Here is a 17,435-nt window from a genome sequence, read left to right on the forward strand (position 1 = left end):
TTTGTCCAATCATCATCGTTATAAAGTACAATATACTTCTCATCTAGTAGCGTTATGATTTTTTTAAATTGCTTCTGAAAACCTTTTTCTTTTTCTTGATAAAATTTTATATCTGATTTAAAATATCTTAAATTATTTGGTAAATTGTTACTATCTAGTTTATTGATAATATGCTTACATAATCTTTGGGGATTATCTAGTAAATAACTTTTTCTTACTTCTTGCCAATCCTTACAAGAACAAGTTAGGTTTTCTATATCTGTATTATAAATATTCATTTTCTAACTTTCTATTTATAATATAAAGAAAATCAAGTAGAACATTTATTTCTCTTTTATCTACAGATTTACACTTTGTATGATTATCATCTTGAAGACTCATGTAATTCTAGTTCCTATTAAGATATTTTTTATTGTTTTATTATACTTAAAAATTAAAAACCTATTTCATCTTTTAGATCAATTTCTAAAACATTCTTCTTTTCTCTTCTTTTACGACTTAATAGCTTTTGCCTTTGCTATCTAAGTTGGAAGTATTCGCTCATTTAATTATCTGACAAAGTGAATCTTGAACTATCTCTAACTCTTTTTGAGTTAAAATAGATAACTTCTCTTTTACTCTTGTTTTAGACAATGCTCTTATTTCATATATACAAGCATCACAATCTCTTTCCAGTTTATCTCTTGAACTGATGAGAAATCTATAAGGTAAAGCATCTTCTTCGATATGTGTAGAAAGAGGTATTACTATCACTGTATCTAAGATTTCATTATCATCTTTATCACTTAAAATGATGGCAGGTCTTAGTTTTCCCATCTCCCCACCTTTTGCAGGATTAAAATTTATAAGAACTATATCTCCTCTAGTTAATCCCGTCATCTATTGCCCCATCACCAACATTATCTTTAGCACTTACTTTGGCGATTCTATGCAATAGTTTTATCTTTTTTTCTTGTTCTAGTTCAGCTAAGAAAGCTTCAAACTTATCTTTAAATATAGTAGGCACAAAGTAGCCAATATCTTCTTTTTTTCTACCATTTACAATATGGACAACTTGGGTTGTTTTAAAAAATGAGGCAGATTGTCTCAAGTCTGCTAATGTTGCTTCTATCATACATAATCCTTTGATATACTAATCTTACAAATCATTATAACATAATAGATTAAACCCTAACTTCACCACCCAAAAGCTTCTGCAATAAACCTTATTTAATCTTTCTTTTGTAGTTTTAGTTCTTTATGCACCAAATCAATATGTAATAATAGATTATAGTATTCGCCCTTATAAGAGAGTGGAACTTTTGTTTGTGCCTGAACTTCATCTTTAAGAGCAAGTAAATCATCTTGATTCTTCTTGAGCGTTTCATCTGAAAAAGTAGCTACTTTTTCAATCTCGTCTAGTCGCCTGTACCATTTATATATTTTAGAGCGTATTGTCCATCTGTATAATGGTAAAACACCTTTAAACAGTGGGAAGAGTAAAGTTAAAAGAGGAATAAGTAAAAGCTTGAGTCTATCAATCTGAGAAGCAATCCAAAATGGAAAAATTGACTCAAGCCAAGAATCCCCTTTTGTAATGTAGTTCTTAGCTTCTTTATTTATACGAGTATCAAGATTTTCTAAAGATGGAAATTGATTTTGATTTTCAAAAATCGATTGTTCTTTATGCACTTTTTTTATTTGCTTTACAAAAATACGAATGAGTTCATCATTTATACCTTCTCTACATACTAAGTTTGCTGTAGTTGCAAGTAGATTTTTATTTTCAGATGGAAGGTTTTTATATAAATCTATCGTACCCTCATGTAAAACTAAAGAAGATAAAAATTTATACTTTTGATTGTACGCACGTACACGTTTTAAATTTAAAAGCTCCACACTTGGATCGCTTAACAAATCCTTTATAATTCCTGAAGATGGTGAACCTACTAAAAACATTGCATCTATCGAGCCGTTTAGTAATTTAACTTTTGCATCTTTAGATGTGTCCATACTTAGACTTGTATTATCAGTAGTGATTCCGTTATCAACCAACATCTGAATAGCTAAGTATTGTGTCCCACTTCCATTAGCTCCAATGGAAATTTTCTTAGAAACTAATTCTACAAGATACTCTATTGTATACCCTTGGTTTTTGTAAAAAATCCATAAGGGCTCATAATACACACTTGCGAGAGATTCTAGATTTTGATTGTCATTTTCTTCAATTATTCCACCCTGAACAAAAGCAATATCTACTTTACCTGAGTTAAGTAAATCTAAATTTTCTACAGAACCTGAAGACTCAACAATTTTTAATTTAACATTTTGCTCGGCTAATAATTTTTGGTATTTGAGTGCAGTGGCATAATAATTACTATCTTTATGATTTGTAGCAATTGTTAATTCTTTTTTTGGAGCCGGTTCTATAAATAAAGATACTGTATAAAATAGTGCAACAAATGACAATACTAAGGGCAATATTATTCTAAATACAACTTGTAAAATTGACATATATTTATCCTTATTTATACAGGTATTGGAAAATAATACGCATATCCAATAAGTGATAATACTATAATTAACCACAAAATAGGAATCATTCTATAAAAAAAAGTTACTTCTCGTAGCTCCATAAAATAATCACTTATCATAAAGCCTTTTACTAAGACACTAAAGAGGAGAAAAGCTCCAATGAAAGGGTTTATAAGCTGAAAATATCCAACCAAAAATGTTGCACATGTTAACAAAACAAGACTTATCCATACTTTTAAACTCATACAATTAACTCATTATGTACAATAGAGGAAAGAGAACAATCCAAAGTAAATCTACTAAATGCCAATATATAGCCCCTGTTCGCATACCTTCATAGTCCATTTTTGTATAGCCACCCAACTTTGTTTTTTGCTGTATATTAAAAAGAATGACCATTCCAAGAAGTACATGCATAAAGTGAAATACTATTAAGATAATATAAAACATAAAAAAGGTATTTGTACTCAAGTTAATACCTTGAGAGTACTTATCTGATATTTCAATAATTTTGATGATTAAAAAAAGTGCCCCAAGACTCATAGCTACTTGAAGGGATATTGATGCTTTTTTACTTGCTACTTCAATATCAAAGTTTTTGATTGCTTCTATAGCTTTAACTACAAAATAGCTACTTGTTAAAAGAATAATTGTATTGATAAATCCAAATCTTTGGTCTAAGAGAAGTTGTGATTGATTGAAAATATCTATTTCTACTCGACGAGAAAAGGCATAACCAATAAAAAGTAATCCAAAGGTAATAAATTCCATGTAGACAACAAGCCAAATTCCGAAGTCACCTGGAGGTAAATTATATTTTAAAGTTTTCGCCATCCAAATCTTTTAATGTAGTATTCTTAAACATTTGATGTATCATATCTTTTGGTTTTACCCATTGATCATGTAAAGCACATCTTTTATGCATATCACATGCACCAATTCCCAAAATACATGCTGATTGATTGTTAAACTCGTTAAAAGCATTTAATACTTCCATAATCGTGATTTCTGATGCATCTCGAGAGAGTTTATTTCCACCTTCTCTTCCTCTTACAGATATAAGAAAATTTTCTTTTACTAAATCTGTTACAATTTTTGTTAGAAATTTATAGGGGATGTTTAAAACTTCTGAAAGCTCTCGTGCACTCAGTAATTTTCCATCACTATGATTAGCAATATAGCTTAAAACTCGAATAGCATATTGGGATGTATTATTTAATTCCATTTTATGATTCACTTCATATTTCTTTTAATTTTAGCTATTATATACTATTTTAATAACAATTACAACAATAAATTATTATTCGCACATATGCTACTTAAAGGTAGCATTGAACTTCTATTTGCTATACTTCCAATTACTATGTAAAAATAGAATTAAAAAGGAGTAGCTATGAGTGAACGCATTACGAAAAACATGGCAAGAAATATTTACTTTGGTGGAAGTATTTTCGCCATCTTAATATTTATTGGCCTATCAGTAGACACTGTGCAAAGAGTTCCAGAACTTTCACACTCGGACAAGATTACAGAATCTGTTGCCAAGGGTAAGAATTTATGGGAAGTTAACAACTGTGTTGGTTGTCACACTATCATGGGTGAAGGAGCATACTATGCACCAGAGCTTGCAAATGTTTTTGATCGTCGTGGAATGAAAGACGAAGGTGCATTTAAAGCATATTTACAAGGCTGGATGGCTTCACAACCATTAAGTGAACCAGGCAGAAGAAAAATGCCACAGTTCAACCTAAGTGAAGAGCAAGTAAATAATCTTGCAGACTTTTTAATCTGGACATCTCGTATCGACGATCACGAATGGCCTCCAAATATTGAAGGATAATCATATGAAATATAGTTCACAAATGGTTGCAAAAAATTATTTTATTTTTGCACTAATTCTTCTTGCTGGAGAAATTGTTTTTGGTTTAATTTTAGGTACGCAATATATTGCTGGTGACTTTCTTTTCCCAGAAATTCCGTTTAACGTTGCAAGAATGGTTCATACAAACCTTCTTATTGTTTTAATTCTTTTTGGTTTTATGGGTGCTGCTTATTACCTTGTTCCAGAAGAAAGTGAAAGAGAACTTTGGAGTCCTTGGCTTGCAAAAGTAACATTTTGGGTTTTTGCAGCAGCTGGTGTTGTTACTATTTTAGGTTACTTATTTGTTCCTTATGCAACTTTAGCAGAGATTACATATAATAATTTACTTCCAACCATGGGTAGAGAGTTCTTAGAACAACCTACTATTATCAAAATCGGTATAGTTATTGTAGCTTTATCATTTGTTTTAAACATTGGTATGACAGTTCTTACTGGTAGAAGAACAGTTATCACTGTTGTTTTACTTACTGGTCTTGTTGGTCTAGCTCTATTTTTTCTTTTTGCATTTTATGTGCCTGACAACCTAGTTTTAGATAAGTTTTTCTGGTGGTATGTTGTTCACTTATGGGTTGAAGGTGTTTGGGAACTTATTATGGGTGCCATTCTTTCATTTGTGCTTATTAAAGTAACTGGTGTTGACCGTGAGCATATTGACAAATGGTTATACCTCATTATCGCTATGACTTTAGTATCTGGAATCGTTGGAACTGGACATCACTTTTTCTACATTGGTACACCTTCGTACTGGTTATGGATTGGATCTATCGCTTCAGCTGTTGAGCCTTTACCATTCTTGTTAATGATTCTTTATGCATTTGCAATGTCTAAACAAAGAAGAATTGACCATGACAACAAAATCGCTCTTACATGGGCTAAAGGTACAGTGGTAATGGCATTTTTAGGTGCTGGTGTTTTAGGTTTCCTTCACACACTTGCTCCTGTTAACTTCTTTACTCATGGTACACAGTTAACTGCAGCGCATGGTCACTCATCATTTTTTGGTGCATATATTATGATTATGTTTACGATCATATCTTATGCAATGCCAATTATGCGTGGTCGTCCAAATGGAAATGGTCTTAAAGCTCAAAAAGTAGAGTTAACTAGTTTTTGGATGATGGTTATAGGTATGCTTGGTTTAACTTTCGCTCTTATGGTGGCTGGAACAATGCAAGTATTCTTACAACGTATGGGTGGTGCTGACTCATTAAGTTTCATGGCTACGCAAGCTGAAATTGTACCTGTATACATGGTTAGATTAGCTTTTGGTGTGCTTACACTACTTGGCTTACTAACATACTTTTATAGTTTCTTTGTCAAACATGAAGCAGTAACCAAATAACAATGCTTCAATATCTTGAATTCGAAGAGAATATCGGTAAAGCTTGGGATAAGTTTTTAAAAAAAAAGACTTCCAAGACTTACGATGAATCACGTGTCTTTTTTACAGACAAGTCTAAACAGTTAAAGATTTTTCATCACCTCCTTGGTGGAGAAAAAGGCAAGGAATTACAAGTTACAGACAAACGGTTCATAGATACTTCTCGTTCACTACTCGAGAAAATTTCAGATGTAGGGAATGCTTTTTATCTTGCTTGGCAAGATGAAAAAGCACTTTACCTTCCTACTTCTATTGCTATTTTTCCCACAAAAAAAGAAAATGTAATGTTATACTTTTGGCTTATAGCTATGCTTAGTAAAGTAGATACTTATAGAGGAAGTTTACTTTATAAAAATATCTCTGCAACCAAAGAACTTATACAAAAATACGAAGGCTTTAAAAATTTTTATGAAAAATCTTCTCTAGCATTAATAGAACAAAATAAAGAATTGTTATTTCTTAAATCTTTAGAAATGCAAGATTTAAGAAATATACAATTTAAAGACGAAATCAACACCTACCTATTTCCACTCTGGATATATCCACCTCTTAGCAAAAACAATAAATACAGTGACTTTGATGATGAAGATACACCTTTAAGAGGGGACGAAAAATCTCAACTCAGTGAAACTCTTAAAATGAAAAAACAAGCGAATCAGATGGATGATAAAAAAGAAACTGATGGATTTCTCGCTTTTTTACCTGAATCAATGATGAGTATATTAGAACAGGTAAATGTAGACAGAAGTGAAGATGACAGCCTAGATGAAGATGCACTTTACAATGCTCAAGATTTAGATGAGATTACACTAGGGCGAAAAAAAGCAAACCTTTCAGCACGACTCAAAATGGATTTAGACTTAGAGTATGATTCTAAAGAAGAATACCCTATTGGCAAAGGTCACTATGTTAATGAATGGGATTATAAGAAGGGAAGTTATTTAATACACTATGCCTGCATAAAACCTTACCTTGTTACAAATATAGAACCATTAACTTTGCCATTTAGGCTTAAAAAAACCGTCAGAAAAATTCAAAATGAACTTGATTTAATGGAACTAGACCGCGTAAAAAACAACCGACTTGCCTATGGAGATGAGATAAACCTTGACACTTGGATTGACTACAAAGGTCTTCAAAACAAATCGAGTCATCATCAAAACTTTTACGAAAGCTTTGAAAAAAAATTACGTGATATGTCCACTCTCATCTTAGCTGATGTTTCACTCTCTACTGAAGCTGGAATTACACAAGATATACGTATCATTGACATGATTAAAGATGGACTTATTGTATTTTCAGAAGCTTTAGAAAAACTCCAAGATAGGTTTGCTATTTATAGTTTTTCTTCTTTAAAAAATAAGAATATACGTTTTGAGATTATTAAAAACTTCAGAGAAAAATACAGCGATAATACTCGGGGAAGAATTGATGCTATGAAACCTGGTTATTATACACGTTTGGGTGCCGCGATTCGTGAATCTTCTAACATTTTAAATAAACAACCAACACAAAATAAACTTCTTTTAATAATAAGTGATGGAAAACCTAATGACGTTGATAGATATGATGGAAGATATGGAATCGAAGATACAAAAAAATCTATTGAAGATGCACGAAAACTCGGGATAATCCCTTTTTGTATTACAATTGATTTAGAAGCAAAAGAATACCTTCCTTATCTTTTTGGAAGAACCGGATACACCTTAGTCAAAGATTCTAAAAACCTACCAAAAGCAATTACTGAAATCTATATAAACTTAACAAAATAAGGAAACAACTATGAATGACACTTACTATCTAGCACAATCAAATGAAATCGAGCTTTTTGAAGCTGCTGAGGCTATGAACTTACCTATACTCATAAAAGGTCCAACTGGATGTGGTAAAACACGTTTCATAGAGTATATGGGTGAAAAGCTTAAACGTAATGTGTATACGGTTGTATGTCATGATGACTTATCTGCCGCTGATTTAGTTGGACGCCATCTCATCAATGAAAATGGAACATACTGGCAAGATGGTCCACTTACAAAAGCAGTAAGAGAAGGTGGCATATGTTATCTTGATGAAATTATAGAAGCGAGAAAAGATACAACAGTTGTCCTTCACTCTTTAGCTGATTATAGACGGGTTTTACCAATAGACAGAACCGGTGAAGTAATCCAAGCACATCCTGATTTTATGTTAGTTGTTTCTTATAACCCAGGCTATCAAAACGTACTTAAGGGAATGAAACCAAGTACAAAACAAAGATTTATTTCACTTAGTTTTAACTACCCCAAGGCAAGTATTGAAAAAGAAATTGTTATAAAAGAAAGTGGGGTTCAAGACGAGGTAGCACAAAAACTTGTAACTATCGCCGGGGAAATAAGAGAACTTGAAGACAACGACATCCAAGAAGCAGTATCAACGAGACTGCTTGTTTATGCAGCGAAACTTATTACAAAAGGATTCAACCCTTATCAAGCTTGTATACACTCTATCGTAGAATCTTTGAGTGATGAAGAGGAAGTTTTAGAAGTTTTAGAAACCTTAATTGCCTTACATTTTCCTAAAGATTAATTTTATCTTAAATAATACTATACCAGCATAGTAGTTAAATATTTTATGCTATAATCCCCGTTTTATATATTATATTTTATTGGAGTTTTATTTTGATCTATTTTAAGTTTTTCGTTATTGGTATTTTAGTTTTTATGTTTTCTGCTTGTGAGAAAGAATCAGTTTCAGGTCTTGCAAAAGTACATTGGGATAGAGATATGTGTACGAGATGTGTAATGGTAGTGAGTGATAGAAAAAATACTGTACAGGTTGCTAATTCACTTACTGGTAAGAAGTATATGTTTGATGATATAGGATGTATGACTCTTTGGTTTAGTGAAGAAAATATAAACTGGAAAGATAAAGCGGTGGTTTGGATAACTGATGTAGATAGTGGAGAGTGGATAAATGCACGAAAAGCTTTTTATAATCCGGGTAATATAACACCTATGTCTTTTGGATTCAGTGCACACAAAGTAAAAAGTAGTATTAAAGATGCAAATGAAGTTCTTAGCTATGATGAAGTTTTAAAAATAATTACTGAAAATGCTCGCTAAAGGTGAATTAAAATGAAGTGCTCATAAGAACACTTCATTCCTATTATATAAGAATTTTAACGTCTTCTTCAGAGACTGCTATCAAGAGCTGCTCAAGTTTATTTATTTCTTCGAGTAAATCTTTAGAAATCACTTCCATACTTTCAAAATGTTTCTTTGCAAGCTTTTGTTCTTCATCGGAAACATTTCTTCTCTTAATTCCAAATATTTTACATAACCAACCCGTTTTAACTTTGTTAAAATATATATTAAATATTTCTAAGTACTGGTCATGTAATTTAGAATGTAAATCTTCAATACGCTCCATTTCTTCTTTGGTATTATTAGTTAAAGAATTTAAGATCTGTCCCTTATCGTAAAACCATTTTCCAAATTCACATTCAGTAGAATCAACAGGAATTGCGCCCTCTTGTACATCTAAACCATTTATTAATAATTTTGCTTTTTGAACCCATTTAATGTGTGCTGTTCTTGCTGCTCTTACGTTACTGACAAGATCTAATTTTTCCATAAAATGACACCTCCCCTTCTATTGACAAACATTATAGTATTTTATATATTAAAAATATAGGATATTTAAACACAAAAAGAAAATTTACTACTATGAAGTAGTAAAAAGGTTCTACTCGTTAGAATTATTGATAAAGACAGGTTTAGTATCTTTAAATAGGAGGTTTGGTTCAATAAAAGGTGCAATTCTTAATAAAAAGTCCAAGATAGTCATAACTGGGCTTGCATAGAAGAATTTTACCTTGTTATTGTATTGCCATAGTCTGTCCGTGTATTGATAAATTTTATGTGAAGTGTCGCCTATATTGTTAGAATCTCTGTCAAAACCACTATACCTACCCCAATAGTTGTACTCTACTATATTTTTTTGGGAAAAGCTTCCCTCTACTCCTTGTATTATATCATCGATATTTCCAAAGATTTGATTGTGGCTTATATTATTATCTTTTATAGGGGCATGAAAATGAATTGCTTGCGAGTTCTGTGAAAACTCATTGTAACATATGTGCCTTTTGATACCTTTTCTTCTTTCTTGTCCGTCAATGTAAAGGCCTATTGCATTAAACTTTACAATATTATGCCAAAATATGAAGTTTCTTACTCCCTTGACTACAACTCCCATTCCTGCAGTACCCTTTGAACTCTCTATTGTGTTATACATTATATAAGTATCTTGTGCACCCATAATTATCATGGAGACAGAGTTATACCTATAGATATTTTTTGTAAAAGTATTTGTATTACTCAAACTCAAATGTGTTGCAAATCTATTGTTTAAAAAACTGTTTTTTTCAAAAATATTATTGTGGGAGTAGTTGAGAGTAACATCTCTTACATACTCAATAGTATTGTTTTTTATCAGGTTGTTATGAGAATAATAAAGCTTTAATCCATCGCCTTTTAAGCTTATGTCTTTTTCTTTTGAACTTATGTAGTTACCAATGAGTATAGAGTTCTCAACCATTGACATTCGTACCCCATAGAGGCAGTTTAGTATTCTACATCCATCCATAGCAAAGTTTTTAGCCTTCTCTATGGAAACTGCAGCATCTAACTGATCAAGCCTGTTTCCACTGTTTGTAATGATAAGGTTTTTAAGAATAACATTTGAGCTTTTTATGGTTATCACTGTGCCTACACTATCCCCTTGGATTATACTTTTGTTGCCAATGATTTTAAGAGGCTTAGCAATAGTAATATTTCCTCGGTAAGTTCCGGTAGGAAGTGTTATGGTTGAGAAGGGTTGAGCGCTATCAATAGCTTCTTGCAAAGGATTTGCAAAAGCATTTGAGATAAAAAGAAAGAAAAGTAAATAGGTTCTTATCAAAATATTTTAATAAAATTTATGTATATTTTCCATAAGATTAGCAATATTAATATCCTCACCTTTTTCTTTTAGAAATTTATTAAGATAGGTTTGACTTGCATCAACACCTTCATCTTTTTCTATTTCTAAAAGTTTTTCATATAAACCAGAAATAATTTCTATAATATGTTTAGAAACTGCTTTTCTTGAAGCATGATAGCCTATAACTTCATCTGTATCCGTATCTTTTCTTATTTCAAAGCTTGTGAAAATCCAGTAATATCTACCATCTTTTGCAAGATTTTTAACAACTGCATTTATATTATGACCCGTTGATATCATTACCCAAAGAAGTTTGAAAACAACTTTAGGCATATCTGGATGTCTCACAATATTATGAGGTTGTCCTATAAGCTCTTCGTTTGAATATCCAGAGACTTCAGTAAAATAACTGTTTGCAAAAGTAATATTACCAGCTTCATCAGTTTCGCTTACTAAGTATCTTTTGGGATCTAACTTTATTTCTTCATTACGTGGTGTTATTTTGGACATCTTATATCCTTCCGTTTAATAATCTAATAAGAGCGCTACTCACTTCTCTAAAACTGAATATTCTTTTGCCATTATGTTTTTTAGAGAATTCTTCTGCTGCCTTATACGAATCAAATGGAACTAAATCATCACCTGCAGGTGAAATGACATTTGTACCATAAATATAAAAAGCCCCTTTTGCCTTTACTGGCTTAAGAGTTTGAAAATCAGTCACAAGAATTTCTTTGAAATCCTTTTCACTTTTTACTCCTATATCGAACCATTTACCTGGGTGCTGGTAAAACTCTAGCATAGATTTTGGACTTACAAAAAATAGTTTCTTACCATTTTGTAGCTCTATTTTTGCTACCCATTTTGGATCTTTATACACTTTCATGTTTCTAACTACACCAGTGGTGTTTTTATCATAATCCATTGTATTTGAAAACAGTAGGCTTGATGCTAAAATAGTTCCAATTAAAATTTTATTCATTATCTTTCCCTTTATACTAAATCTTTCTTTTTAAATACTCTAAAACCTAAAGCGGCAAATATTAATCCTATAACAAGTGGATACACTATTGAGAGAAGAACAAATGCAGCCTGACTCATAGTGTCTAAAATATAAAAAGCCACTGGACCCATAACAGTAAGTTCAGGATCAAACAGTGAAATAGCTGCGATTCTAAATATCTCCATAGGGTTCATCATCGAGATAGTTATAATCAACTCTGTTGAGAAGCGTTCTTGCATCATAAGTGATATCAGCGCAATATCGATAAATGCTAGTAAAAAAATCCATATAAAAAAAGCAATCCCAAGAGCAACTTCACTAGATTTTACAAATGACGATATAAAAAATGCTATTCCTAAAAATGCGCAAGAAAGTGAAAAGAGTAGCCCAGTATAAAGAAAAAATATACTCCAAGGAATGTCCGCACCTTTTAATGCTCCATATACTATAGCTATTGCCATTGCAAACATTACGGGAAGGTATACAGTTATAAATCGTCCTATAAATTTACCCCAGTAATACTGTCCTAGAGAGATTGGAAAAGATAACATGTACTCAAGTATATGGTTATCTCTATCTCCAGAAATTGATCGCACTGTAGTTATGAGTATAAAGATAGGCAATATAACTATTGTTATCTGTATATACATTAGTAAAAGACGGCTTAACCCACTAAATCCCATTACTTGAGACTCTGTAACACCTGCGATAAAAAAGAGGGCTATAAGTCCACCAAATACTAAAGAGTAAACTAAAAACCACTTAGCTCTTATGGATTCTTTAAGGTCTAAGTATGCGATTAATGATAAGTTTTTCAAGTTGTACTCCCTATCGTTTGCTTTATAGTATTATGATCAACTCTGTCATCTGACACCACTTTTCCTAAGTCCATATATATCTGTCTATTTACCAATTCTTTTACCTCTTCAAGCCTATGTGTGACAAAAAGAAGTACTTTTTCATCTTCGTTTTGTTTTAAAAGTCTGTAGAAGTCATCTCTCGCTTTTGGGTCAAGGTTTGCTGTCGGCTCATCATATATAATGATCTCACTTTTTTTAGCCAAACTTATAGCGATGAGTAATTTCTGCTTCATCCCACCACTTAGTTTAAAAAATGATTTATTAATATTTGCTTTCACATCTAGCTTCATCTCATTTGCATAATGCAAGATCAAATCTTTACTTACATCTGAACTTGTCTCAACATAGCTTATTAATTCATCAATACTAAGTTTTATTGGTGGTGGAAGTTGAGGAACAAAACTAATGTTTTTTAGAACATTAATTCTATCTTTCACAGGATTAAGCCCATTTACCAGTACTTCACCCTCATCAGGATGGTAGTATCCTAATATAGAACGAATCAGTGTAGTTTTACCCGCACCATTCGCGCCCATTAAGGCAATAGAGTCATTTTTATTAAATTCACATGTCACTTTATCAAGTGAAATATGAGAGGCAAATTTTTTAGTTAAGTTGTTTATTTTTATCATTATTTTACACCAAACTTTTTAGTCTAAAGTCAAAATCAAGGGCATCATTATGACAGATATCAATACATCTGCCACAGAGTGTACAATCAGCACCTGTAATATACTCTTTAGTAATTGATTTTTCTTCTCTTTGCTTATCGTACTTAGCTTTAACAATCTCTAGAACTTGATTCTCAAAACAAACATCATGACATACCATGCAGTGATCACAGTTATCATTCCACTCAACTCTAAGTGCTGATACTTTTCCTATATATCCATAAGTCGTGCCAATAGGACAAATGTATGTACACCAAGCTCTTCGAGAGTAAAACACTTCTAAAGAAAAGACAATAACTACCCAGATAAGTGCTAAACTCCAACCATAAGCTACTGCTCGACTAAGTATACCTACAACATTAAAAGTCTCAAAAACCAAGTAACCACTTGTAAAAGAAAGAACCAAAAACATAATCCAAAAAAGATGTCTTACTCTATGATCAAATTTTCGCGATTTAATAATTTTTTTCTTAACAAGTGTATTATGAATTTTTTCGCCAATCTCACTTAGTATGCCATAAGGGCATACCCATGAACAGTAACTTCTACCACCTACTAACATGTAAAAAAGAAGTATAGTTACTGTCCCTATAATCATGTTTATAGGAAGTTCATATGTAGCTACATAGAGTTGCATTGTAGTATAGATATCTATCATATGAAAACCTAAAAAACGTGATCCGTTAAGAGTTCCTTCAAGTATTTGAATATCTATTGAAAATGATAAGAAAAACAACAGATGAATTGCAATAACTAAAATCCATCTCTTCATTCTATAGCTAAAGATTTTTTTACCATCTTTTGTTCTACTAAAAAAAGTAGACCAAAAAGTGGAATTCTTTATGGTCTCTCTATTATTATACTTATCCATCAGATTTAATTACTTCGATTCTTTGTTTTGTGAAGAAAATAGGCTTATTTCACGAGCAAATTCTTTTAGTTCTTCTTCACTTGTATTAATGAGCAGACCCTTCATAACAACATTCTCTTTTCTTCCAGCTTTAAAATCAATCAAGTCTTTATATAGCTTCTCTTCACTCTGTCCATAAATTTTAGGGCCCATGAGTCTTCTTCCATCTTGCATCCCAGAACCATCAGCTCCATGACAAGCAGCACATTTAGACTTGTATGCTCTACTCACTTTAATTTCACCGACACTTCCAGCTTTATTTCTTAGAGCATTTAATTTCTCTTGATCTTCTTTATCTTGATTTACTTCCATTTGCTCAGGCTTTTGAATCTGAGTATTTTTTTGCATATCTTCAATTACTTTTCCAAGTTCACCACCGTGATAAGCGCCACCTTTAGAGAATGTTAATACCATTAGCCCTACTACTACAATTGTTAAAAGTCCAACAATAATATTTTTCATTATTTATTCCTCAAGTTTTTTATCTCATTATTAAAACGATAAATATCATTTGCTACTTCTTTTATCTCTTTGTCATCCATCTTTTGAACCAATTCAGTCATAAGTATATTGGCAGTTTTGTCAGTTTTAAATGTATTGATTTTATTAATAATAAAGTCAACATCTTTGCCAAGAAGTGATGGGCCGATGATTCCGTTTGCGTAATCATTGTGGCATGCGGAACATTTAACAATGAAGTTTTTACTAAGACCTTTTACTAACAGTGAAACCTGTATTCTTTCATAAGGACTTCGTACATGAATATTTGCATCTAATGTTGTTCTAGGTTTCGTACGAATCGATGCATCTGGATTAGCTGGTGTGGCATTTTGACTGTATGCAGCCTTTACATCACTCTCATAATCAAAGTAGTATTGTTTATCTTTTTTATCATGTTCTTTTGCTTGTACTTTTATCTCTTTAGCATTCTCATTATGTGAAACTTCTATACCTGAGGCAGCAGCCGTTTTTTGTGTTGCATTATTTATAGTGCTTTTATCACCTTCATTGCTACACCCAGTTAAGAGTGCAAAGAGTAGTATCATTGTAAGTTTCTTCATTTCTAGTTTCATATTAGTTCCTATGCTTTTTTATAATATTCGTCGTAAGTCATTCTTGGTTTCACTACTATAGATGCAATAGTGGTTGGACATACATCTTGGCATGCTCCACATCCTATACATCCAGCATAGATTTCAGGTTTATATCCACCGCCAGCATCACTAACCATTGCAATAGCACTCATTGGATTTGGTATAGGACACATATCGGCACACAGAGTACACTCCTTACCTTCGTAAGAGTCAAGTTTTTCAACAAGTTCTTTTTCAATTTCTGTCACATTTCGTACGGAGTCCGTAAAGTTATGCATCTTCTCATTAAAACCTTTAGGTATAGCTGTTTGACTAATAGCCAAACACGTATCTGGAAATTCTAACACTGCTATTCCCATATGTATATCTTCTGGTTTTTCACAATGATGATCAAGAGCTCCACTAGGACAAGCTAAAACACATGGAACTGCAGTACAAGAGTAACATGCTCTTTCATTAGCATCTATATATGGAGTTCCAGCTCCAGCTCCCTTCAGCATATCTGATAATTTGATAGAGTGGAAAGGACATACTTGAACACATTGCCCACACTTTATACACAGAGCTAAGAATTTCTTCTCATCAACTGCACCAGGAGGACGAAGTCTATTTTCACCAGCAGCTAAGTACGGACTAAAAACCATTCCGCCACCAAGAGTGAGTCCTAATATACCGAGAGTAGAATATTTAATAAAATCTCTTCTATCTGTATCTATATGTGCCATAATTAACCTTCAATTTTAATAATTGGTTTTTCGTCTTCGAGAAGAAAAATTGGACTTGTAAATGGAGCTAGTTTTGCTAAGAAATTTAGCATTGATATTACAGGTGAACCATAAAAGAACTTCACTTCTGGATTATAAACCCACAGTTGGTCTGCATACTGATAGACTTTGTGCGGTGTGTCCCCAATATTATCACCGTCTCTATCAAAGCCTTCATAGTTATCCCAATAATTTCCTACTATCTCGTTTTCATTTGTTTTTGAACCTCTACTATCATTTATAATATCTTCAATATTACCTACAATAGCGTTATTTTTAAGTATATTATTTTCACTCATTGAATGAAAATGTATAGCTTCTGCATTGTATAAAATCTTGTTATCAAGTATCCAGTTATGCGTATCTGGTTCAAATGGAGAACGATCTATATATATACCTTGTGCACAATAAATAATTGTATTGTCTTTGAGTGTAAAGTTCGATACATCTTTAAGTCCTATACCCATACCAGTAGCACCAAGTGAACTTTTTATTGTATTACCAATTGCAATAGTGTCTTTAGAGTACATAAAAAATATACCAACACTATTAAATTGGTAGTAGTTGTTTTTTACTATGTTTTTTCCCGCATACATAAAGTGAAGAGAGTACCTACCATATTCACCGAAGTTTTCAAGAATCTCATTTCCATGAGAATACCATACAACCATATCACGAGATTTCTTTAGAGAATTACCTTTTATAATGTTGTCATGAGAGTACCAAATTCTAATACCATCCCCACGTAGACCTAATTCTAGATCCTTCGAAGAAATTTTATTGTTGCTTAGAATTGAATTATTCATCATTTTCATATCTATACCAAATAGACAATCTTCGATTATACAATCACTAACCTCACATTGAGATCCATCTTCCATAGATATCGCAGCATCAACCTTGTCGTGTCTATCTCCGCTACCTATTATTTTTAGATTCTTCAGCGTTATGAAAGAACCTTTTGTTGTTATAACAGTTCCGCTTCCCCCACCATCTATAATAACACCATCTTCTTTTCCTACGATAGTTAATGGCTTATTTATGTAAATATTACCCTTATAGATTCCAGCAGGTAATTTTAGGATAGAACCACTAGGTGCTTTGTCTATAGCATCTTGTAATATATTGGCATTTAACAGAGTTAAAAAAAGAATCTGAAATACAAATATTATTTTCATCATATTTAGTCGTTCATCTCTTTAAGAGCTTTTTCTTTCGCAAGAAAAGCTAGAAGACTAAATAACCCAATAGCAACTAAAAGATAAAAACCAATTGTTGGATAAGAGTGTGTAGTAAATTGAGCAATCTTTCCATCTCCAAATACTGTAGGCATGAACGGTTTTATAGTAAATGCTCCCCAGTTATGAAGATTGTGTCCAAACCAGTATAACCAGTAT

At 32.2% G+C, this 17,435-nt stretch carries 23 protein-coding genes and 1 pseudogene; 5 read left to right on the forward strand and 19 right to left on the reverse strand.

The genetic code is table 11. The features are described 5' to 3' along the window. The 7 genes from ACI9TV_RS13540 to ACI9TV_RS13570 form a co-directional block, all read right to left on the reverse strand. On the reverse strand, window positions 1-278 hold a 278-nt coding region (locus tag ACI9TV_RS13540), incomplete at its 3' end, for a hypothetical protein (protein WP_415251350.1). A 262-nt stretch (window positions 279-540) separates the two neighbouring features. Beyond that, complete coding sequence (locus tag ACI9TV_RS13545) at window positions 541-879, reverse strand: type II toxin-antitoxin system PemK/MazF family toxin (protein WP_415251351.1); 339 nt, start codon at window positions 877-879, stop codon at window positions 541-543. Then, complete coding sequence (locus ACI9TV_RS13550) at window positions 863-1,114, reverse strand: hypothetical protein (RefSeq protein WP_415251352.1); 252 nt, start codon at window positions 1,112-1,114, stop codon at window positions 863-865. Before ACI9TV_RS13550 ends, ACI9TV_RS13545 begins: the two co-directional genes overlap by 17 nt. Window positions 1,115-1,209: 95 nt before the next feature. Beyond that, a complete protein-coding gene (locus ACI9TV_RS13555) occupies window positions 1,210-2,493 on the reverse strand; it encodes a TAXI family TRAP transporter solute-binding subunit (RefSeq protein ID WP_415251353.1) in 1,284 nt (427 codons plus the stop codon). A gap of 14 nt (window positions 2,494-2,507) precedes the next feature. Next, window positions 2,508-2,759, reverse strand: a complete 252-nt coding sequence (locus ACI9TV_RS13560; RefSeq protein WP_415251354.1) for a cytochrome C oxidase subunit IV family protein — start codon at window positions 2,757-2,759, stop codon at window positions 2,508-2,510. Between the two features lie 4 nt (window positions 2,760-2,763). Beyond that, window positions 2,764-3,348, reverse strand: a complete 585-nt coding sequence (locus ACI9TV_RS13565; RefSeq protein ID WP_415251355.1) for a cytochrome c oxidase subunit 3 — start codon at window positions 3,346-3,348, stop codon at window positions 2,764-2,766. After that, complete coding sequence (locus tag ACI9TV_RS13570; protein ID WP_415251356.1) at window positions 3,326-3,751, reverse strand: RrF2 family transcriptional regulator; 426 nt, start codon at window positions 3,749-3,751, stop codon at window positions 3,326-3,328. Before ACI9TV_RS13570 ends, ACI9TV_RS13565 begins: the two co-directional genes overlap by 23 nt. 156 nt (window positions 3,752-3,907) lie before the next feature. On the opposite strand from ACI9TV_RS13570, the gene ACI9TV_RS13575 reads away from it, so the two are divergent. The 5 genes from ACI9TV_RS13575 to ACI9TV_RS13595 all read left to right on the forward strand — a co-directional run bounded on the left by ACI9TV_RS13575 (window position 3,908) and on the right by ACI9TV_RS13595 (window position 8,878). Next, complete coding sequence (locus ACI9TV_RS13575; RefSeq protein ID WP_415251357.1) at window positions 3,908-4,354, forward strand: c-type cytochrome; 447 nt, start codon at window positions 3,908-3,910, stop codon at window positions 4,352-4,354. Window positions 4,355-4,358: 4 nt separating this feature from the next. Further along, on the forward strand, window positions 4,359-5,738 hold the full coding sequence (locus ACI9TV_RS13580) for a cbb3-type cytochrome c oxidase subunit I (protein ID WP_415251358.1): 1,380 nt from the start codon (window positions 4,359-4,361) through the stop codon (window positions 5,736-5,738). A gap of 2 nt (window positions 5,739-5,740) precedes the next feature. Further along, on the forward strand, window positions 5,741-7,549 hold the full coding sequence (locus tag ACI9TV_RS13585; protein ID WP_415251359.1) for a nitric oxide reductase activation protein NorD: 1,809 nt from the start codon (window positions 5,741-5,743) through the stop codon (window positions 7,547-7,549). 10 nt (window positions 7,550-7,559) lie between these two features. Continuing rightward, a complete protein-coding gene (locus ACI9TV_RS13590; RefSeq protein WP_415251360.1) occupies window positions 7,560-8,342 on the forward strand; it encodes a CbbQ/NirQ/NorQ/GpvN family protein in 783 nt (260 codons plus the stop codon). Window positions 8,343-8,434: 92 nt separating this feature from the next. Then, window positions 8,435-8,878, forward strand: coding sequence for a hypothetical protein (locus ACI9TV_RS13595; RefSeq protein WP_415251361.1), 444 nt, complete (start codon window positions 8,435-8,437; stop codon window positions 8,876-8,878). 43 nt (window positions 8,879-8,921) lie between these two features. Here the strand turns inward: ACI9TV_RS13595 and ACI9TV_RS13600 are convergent, their stop codons facing one another. From ACI9TV_RS13600 to ACI9TV_RS13655, 12 genes and pseudogenes are all read right to left on the reverse strand, one after another. Next, on the reverse strand, window positions 8,922-9,389 hold the full coding sequence (locus tag ACI9TV_RS13600; RefSeq protein WP_415251362.1) for a CZB domain-containing protein: 468 nt from the start codon (window positions 9,387-9,389) through the stop codon (window positions 8,922-8,924). Between the two features lie 111 nt (window positions 9,390-9,500). Next, entirely contained in the window at window positions 9,501-10,715 is a 1,215-nt protein-coding gene (nosD, locus tag ACI9TV_RS13605) for a nitrous oxide reductase family maturation protein NosD (protein WP_415251363.1), read from the reverse strand. A 6-nt stretch (window positions 10,716-10,721) separates the two neighbouring features. Beyond that, entirely contained in the window at window positions 10,722-11,246 is a 525-nt protein-coding gene (locus ACI9TV_RS13610) for a PAS domain-containing protein (RefSeq protein ID WP_415251364.1), read from the reverse strand. A gap of 1 nt (window position 11,247) precedes the next feature. After that, window positions 11,248-11,718, reverse strand: coding sequence for a nitrous oxide reductase accessory protein NosL (locus ACI9TV_RS13615; RefSeq protein ID WP_415251365.1), 471 nt, complete (start codon window positions 11,716-11,718; stop codon window positions 11,248-11,250). An 11-nt stretch (window positions 11,719-11,729) separates the two neighbouring features. Beyond that, window positions 11,730-12,557 carry an ABC transporter permease gene (locus ACI9TV_RS13620; RefSeq protein WP_415251366.1) on the reverse strand — a complete coding sequence of 276 codons (828 nt, stop codon included), beginning with the start codon at window positions 12,555-12,557 and terminating at the stop codon, window positions 11,730-11,732. Continuing rightward, window positions 12,554-13,231: an ABC transporter ATP-binding protein gene (locus ACI9TV_RS13625; RefSeq protein WP_415251367.1), complete on the reverse strand. Its 678-nt coding sequence runs from the start codon at window positions 13,229-13,231 to the stop codon at window positions 12,554-12,556. The genes ACI9TV_RS13620 and ACI9TV_RS13625 overlap by 4 nt, the downstream gene beginning before the upstream one ends. Before the next feature lie 4 nt (window positions 13,232-13,235). After that, window positions 13,236-14,141 carry a NapH/MauN family ferredoxin-type protein gene (locus ACI9TV_RS13630; protein WP_415251368.1) on the reverse strand — a complete coding sequence of 302 codons (906 nt, stop codon included), beginning with the start codon at window positions 14,139-14,141 and terminating at the stop codon, window positions 13,236-13,238. A gap of 9 nt (window positions 14,142-14,150) precedes the next feature. Beyond that, window positions 14,151-14,642 (reverse strand): c-type cytochrome, encoded by a 492-nt coding sequence (locus ACI9TV_RS13635; protein WP_415251369.1) that lies wholly within the window; start codon window positions 14,640-14,642, stop codon window positions 14,151-14,153. Then, window positions 14,642-15,253, reverse strand: a complete 612-nt coding sequence (locus ACI9TV_RS13640) for a c-type cytochrome (RefSeq protein WP_415251370.1) — start codon at window positions 15,251-15,253, stop codon at window positions 14,642-14,644. The genes ACI9TV_RS13635 and ACI9TV_RS13640 overlap by 1 nt, the downstream gene beginning before the upstream one ends. Before the next feature lie 8 nt (window positions 15,254-15,261). Further along, entirely contained in the window at window positions 15,262-15,999 is a 738-nt protein-coding gene (locus ACI9TV_RS13645; RefSeq protein ID WP_415251371.1) for a 4Fe-4S dicluster domain-containing protein, read from the reverse strand. 2 nt (window positions 16,000-16,001) lie between these two features. Continuing rightward, the gene (locus ACI9TV_RS13650) at window positions 16,002-17,219 is read right to left on the reverse strand and encodes a nitrous oxide reductase family maturation protein NosD (protein WP_415251372.1); all 1,218 of its coding nucleotides are present in this window, start codon (window positions 17,217-17,219) and stop codon (window positions 16,002-16,004) included. 2 nt (window positions 17,220-17,221) lie between these two features. Beyond that, window positions 17,222-17,435 (reverse strand): annotated as a pseudogene (locus ACI9TV_RS13655) (cytochrome C); the annotation flags it as partial.

It is taken from the genome of Sulfurimonas sp. (assembly GCF_047622445.1).
Classification (GTDB): Bacteria; Campylobacterota; Campylobacteria; order Campylobacterales; family Sulfurimonadaceae; genus Sulfurimonas.

Excerpts from the sequence above, each read along its gene's own strand:
- ACI9TV_RS13650 (WP_415251372.1), bottom strand. The coding sequence starts at position 17,219 with ATGATGAAAATAATATTTGTATTTCAGATTCTTTTTTTAACTCTGTTA.
- ACI9TV_RS13555 (WP_415251353.1), bottom strand. The coding sequence starts at position 2,493 with ATGTCAATTTTACAAGTTGTATTTAGAATAATATTGCCCTTAGTATTG.
- ACI9TV_RS13560 (WP_415251354.1), bottom strand. The coding sequence starts at position 2,759 with ATGAGTTTAAAAGTATGGATAAGTCTTGTTTTGTTAACATGTGCAACA.
- ACI9TV_RS13610 (WP_415251364.1), bottom strand. The coding sequence starts at position 11,246 with ATGTCCAAAATAACACCACGTAATGAAGAAATAAAGTTAGATCCCAAA.
- ACI9TV_RS13630 (WP_415251368.1), bottom strand. The coding sequence starts at position 14,141 with ATGGATAAGTATAATAATAGAGAGACCATAAAGAATTCCACTTTTTGG.
- ACI9TV_RS13600 (WP_415251362.1), bottom strand. The coding sequence starts at position 9,389 with ATGGAAAAATTAGATCTTGTCAGTAACGTAAGAGCAGCAAGAACAGCA.
- ACI9TV_RS13550 (WP_415251352.1), bottom strand. The coding sequence starts at position 1,114 with ATGATAGAAGCAACATTAGCAGACTTGAGACAATCTGCCTCATTTTTT.
- ACI9TV_RS13625 (WP_415251367.1), bottom strand. The coding sequence starts at position 13,231 with ATGATAAAAATAAACAACTTAACTAAAAAATTTGCCTCTCATATTTCA.
- ACI9TV_RS13580 (WP_415251358.1), top strand. The coding sequence starts at position 4,359 with ATGAAATATAGTTCACAAATGGTTGCAAAAAATTATTTTATTTTTGCA.
- ACI9TV_RS13575 (WP_415251357.1), top strand. The coding sequence starts at position 3,908 with ATGAGTGAACGCATTACGAAAAACATGGCAAGAAATATTTACTTTGGT.
- ACI9TV_RS13635 (WP_415251369.1), bottom strand. The coding sequence starts at position 14,642 with ATGAAAAATATTATTGTTGGACTTTTAACAATTGTAGTAGTAGGGCTA.
- ACI9TV_RS13565 (WP_415251355.1), bottom strand. The coding sequence starts at position 3,348 with ATGGCGAAAACTTTAAAATATAATTTACCTCCAGGTGACTTCGGAATT.
- ACI9TV_RS13615 (WP_415251365.1), bottom strand. The coding sequence starts at position 11,718 with ATGAATAAAATTTTAATTGGAACTATTTTAGCATCAAGCCTACTGTTT.
- ACI9TV_RS13545 (WP_415251351.1), bottom strand. The coding sequence starts at position 879 with ATGACGGGATTAACTAGAGGAGATATAGTTCTTATAAATTTTAATCCT.
- ACI9TV_RS13585 (WP_415251359.1), top strand. The coding sequence starts at position 5,741 with ATGCTTCAATATCTTGAATTCGAAGAGAATATCGGTAAAGCTTGGGAT.
- ACI9TV_RS13640 (WP_415251370.1), bottom strand. The coding sequence starts at position 15,253 with ATGAAACTAGAAATGAAGAAACTTACAATGATACTACTCTTTGCACTC.
- ACI9TV_RS13590 (WP_415251360.1), top strand. The coding sequence starts at position 7,560 with ATGAATGACACTTACTATCTAGCACAATCAAATGAAATCGAGCTTTTT.
- ACI9TV_RS13645 (WP_415251371.1), bottom strand. The coding sequence starts at position 15,999 with ATGGCACATATAGATACAGATAGAAGAGATTTTATTAAATATTCTACT.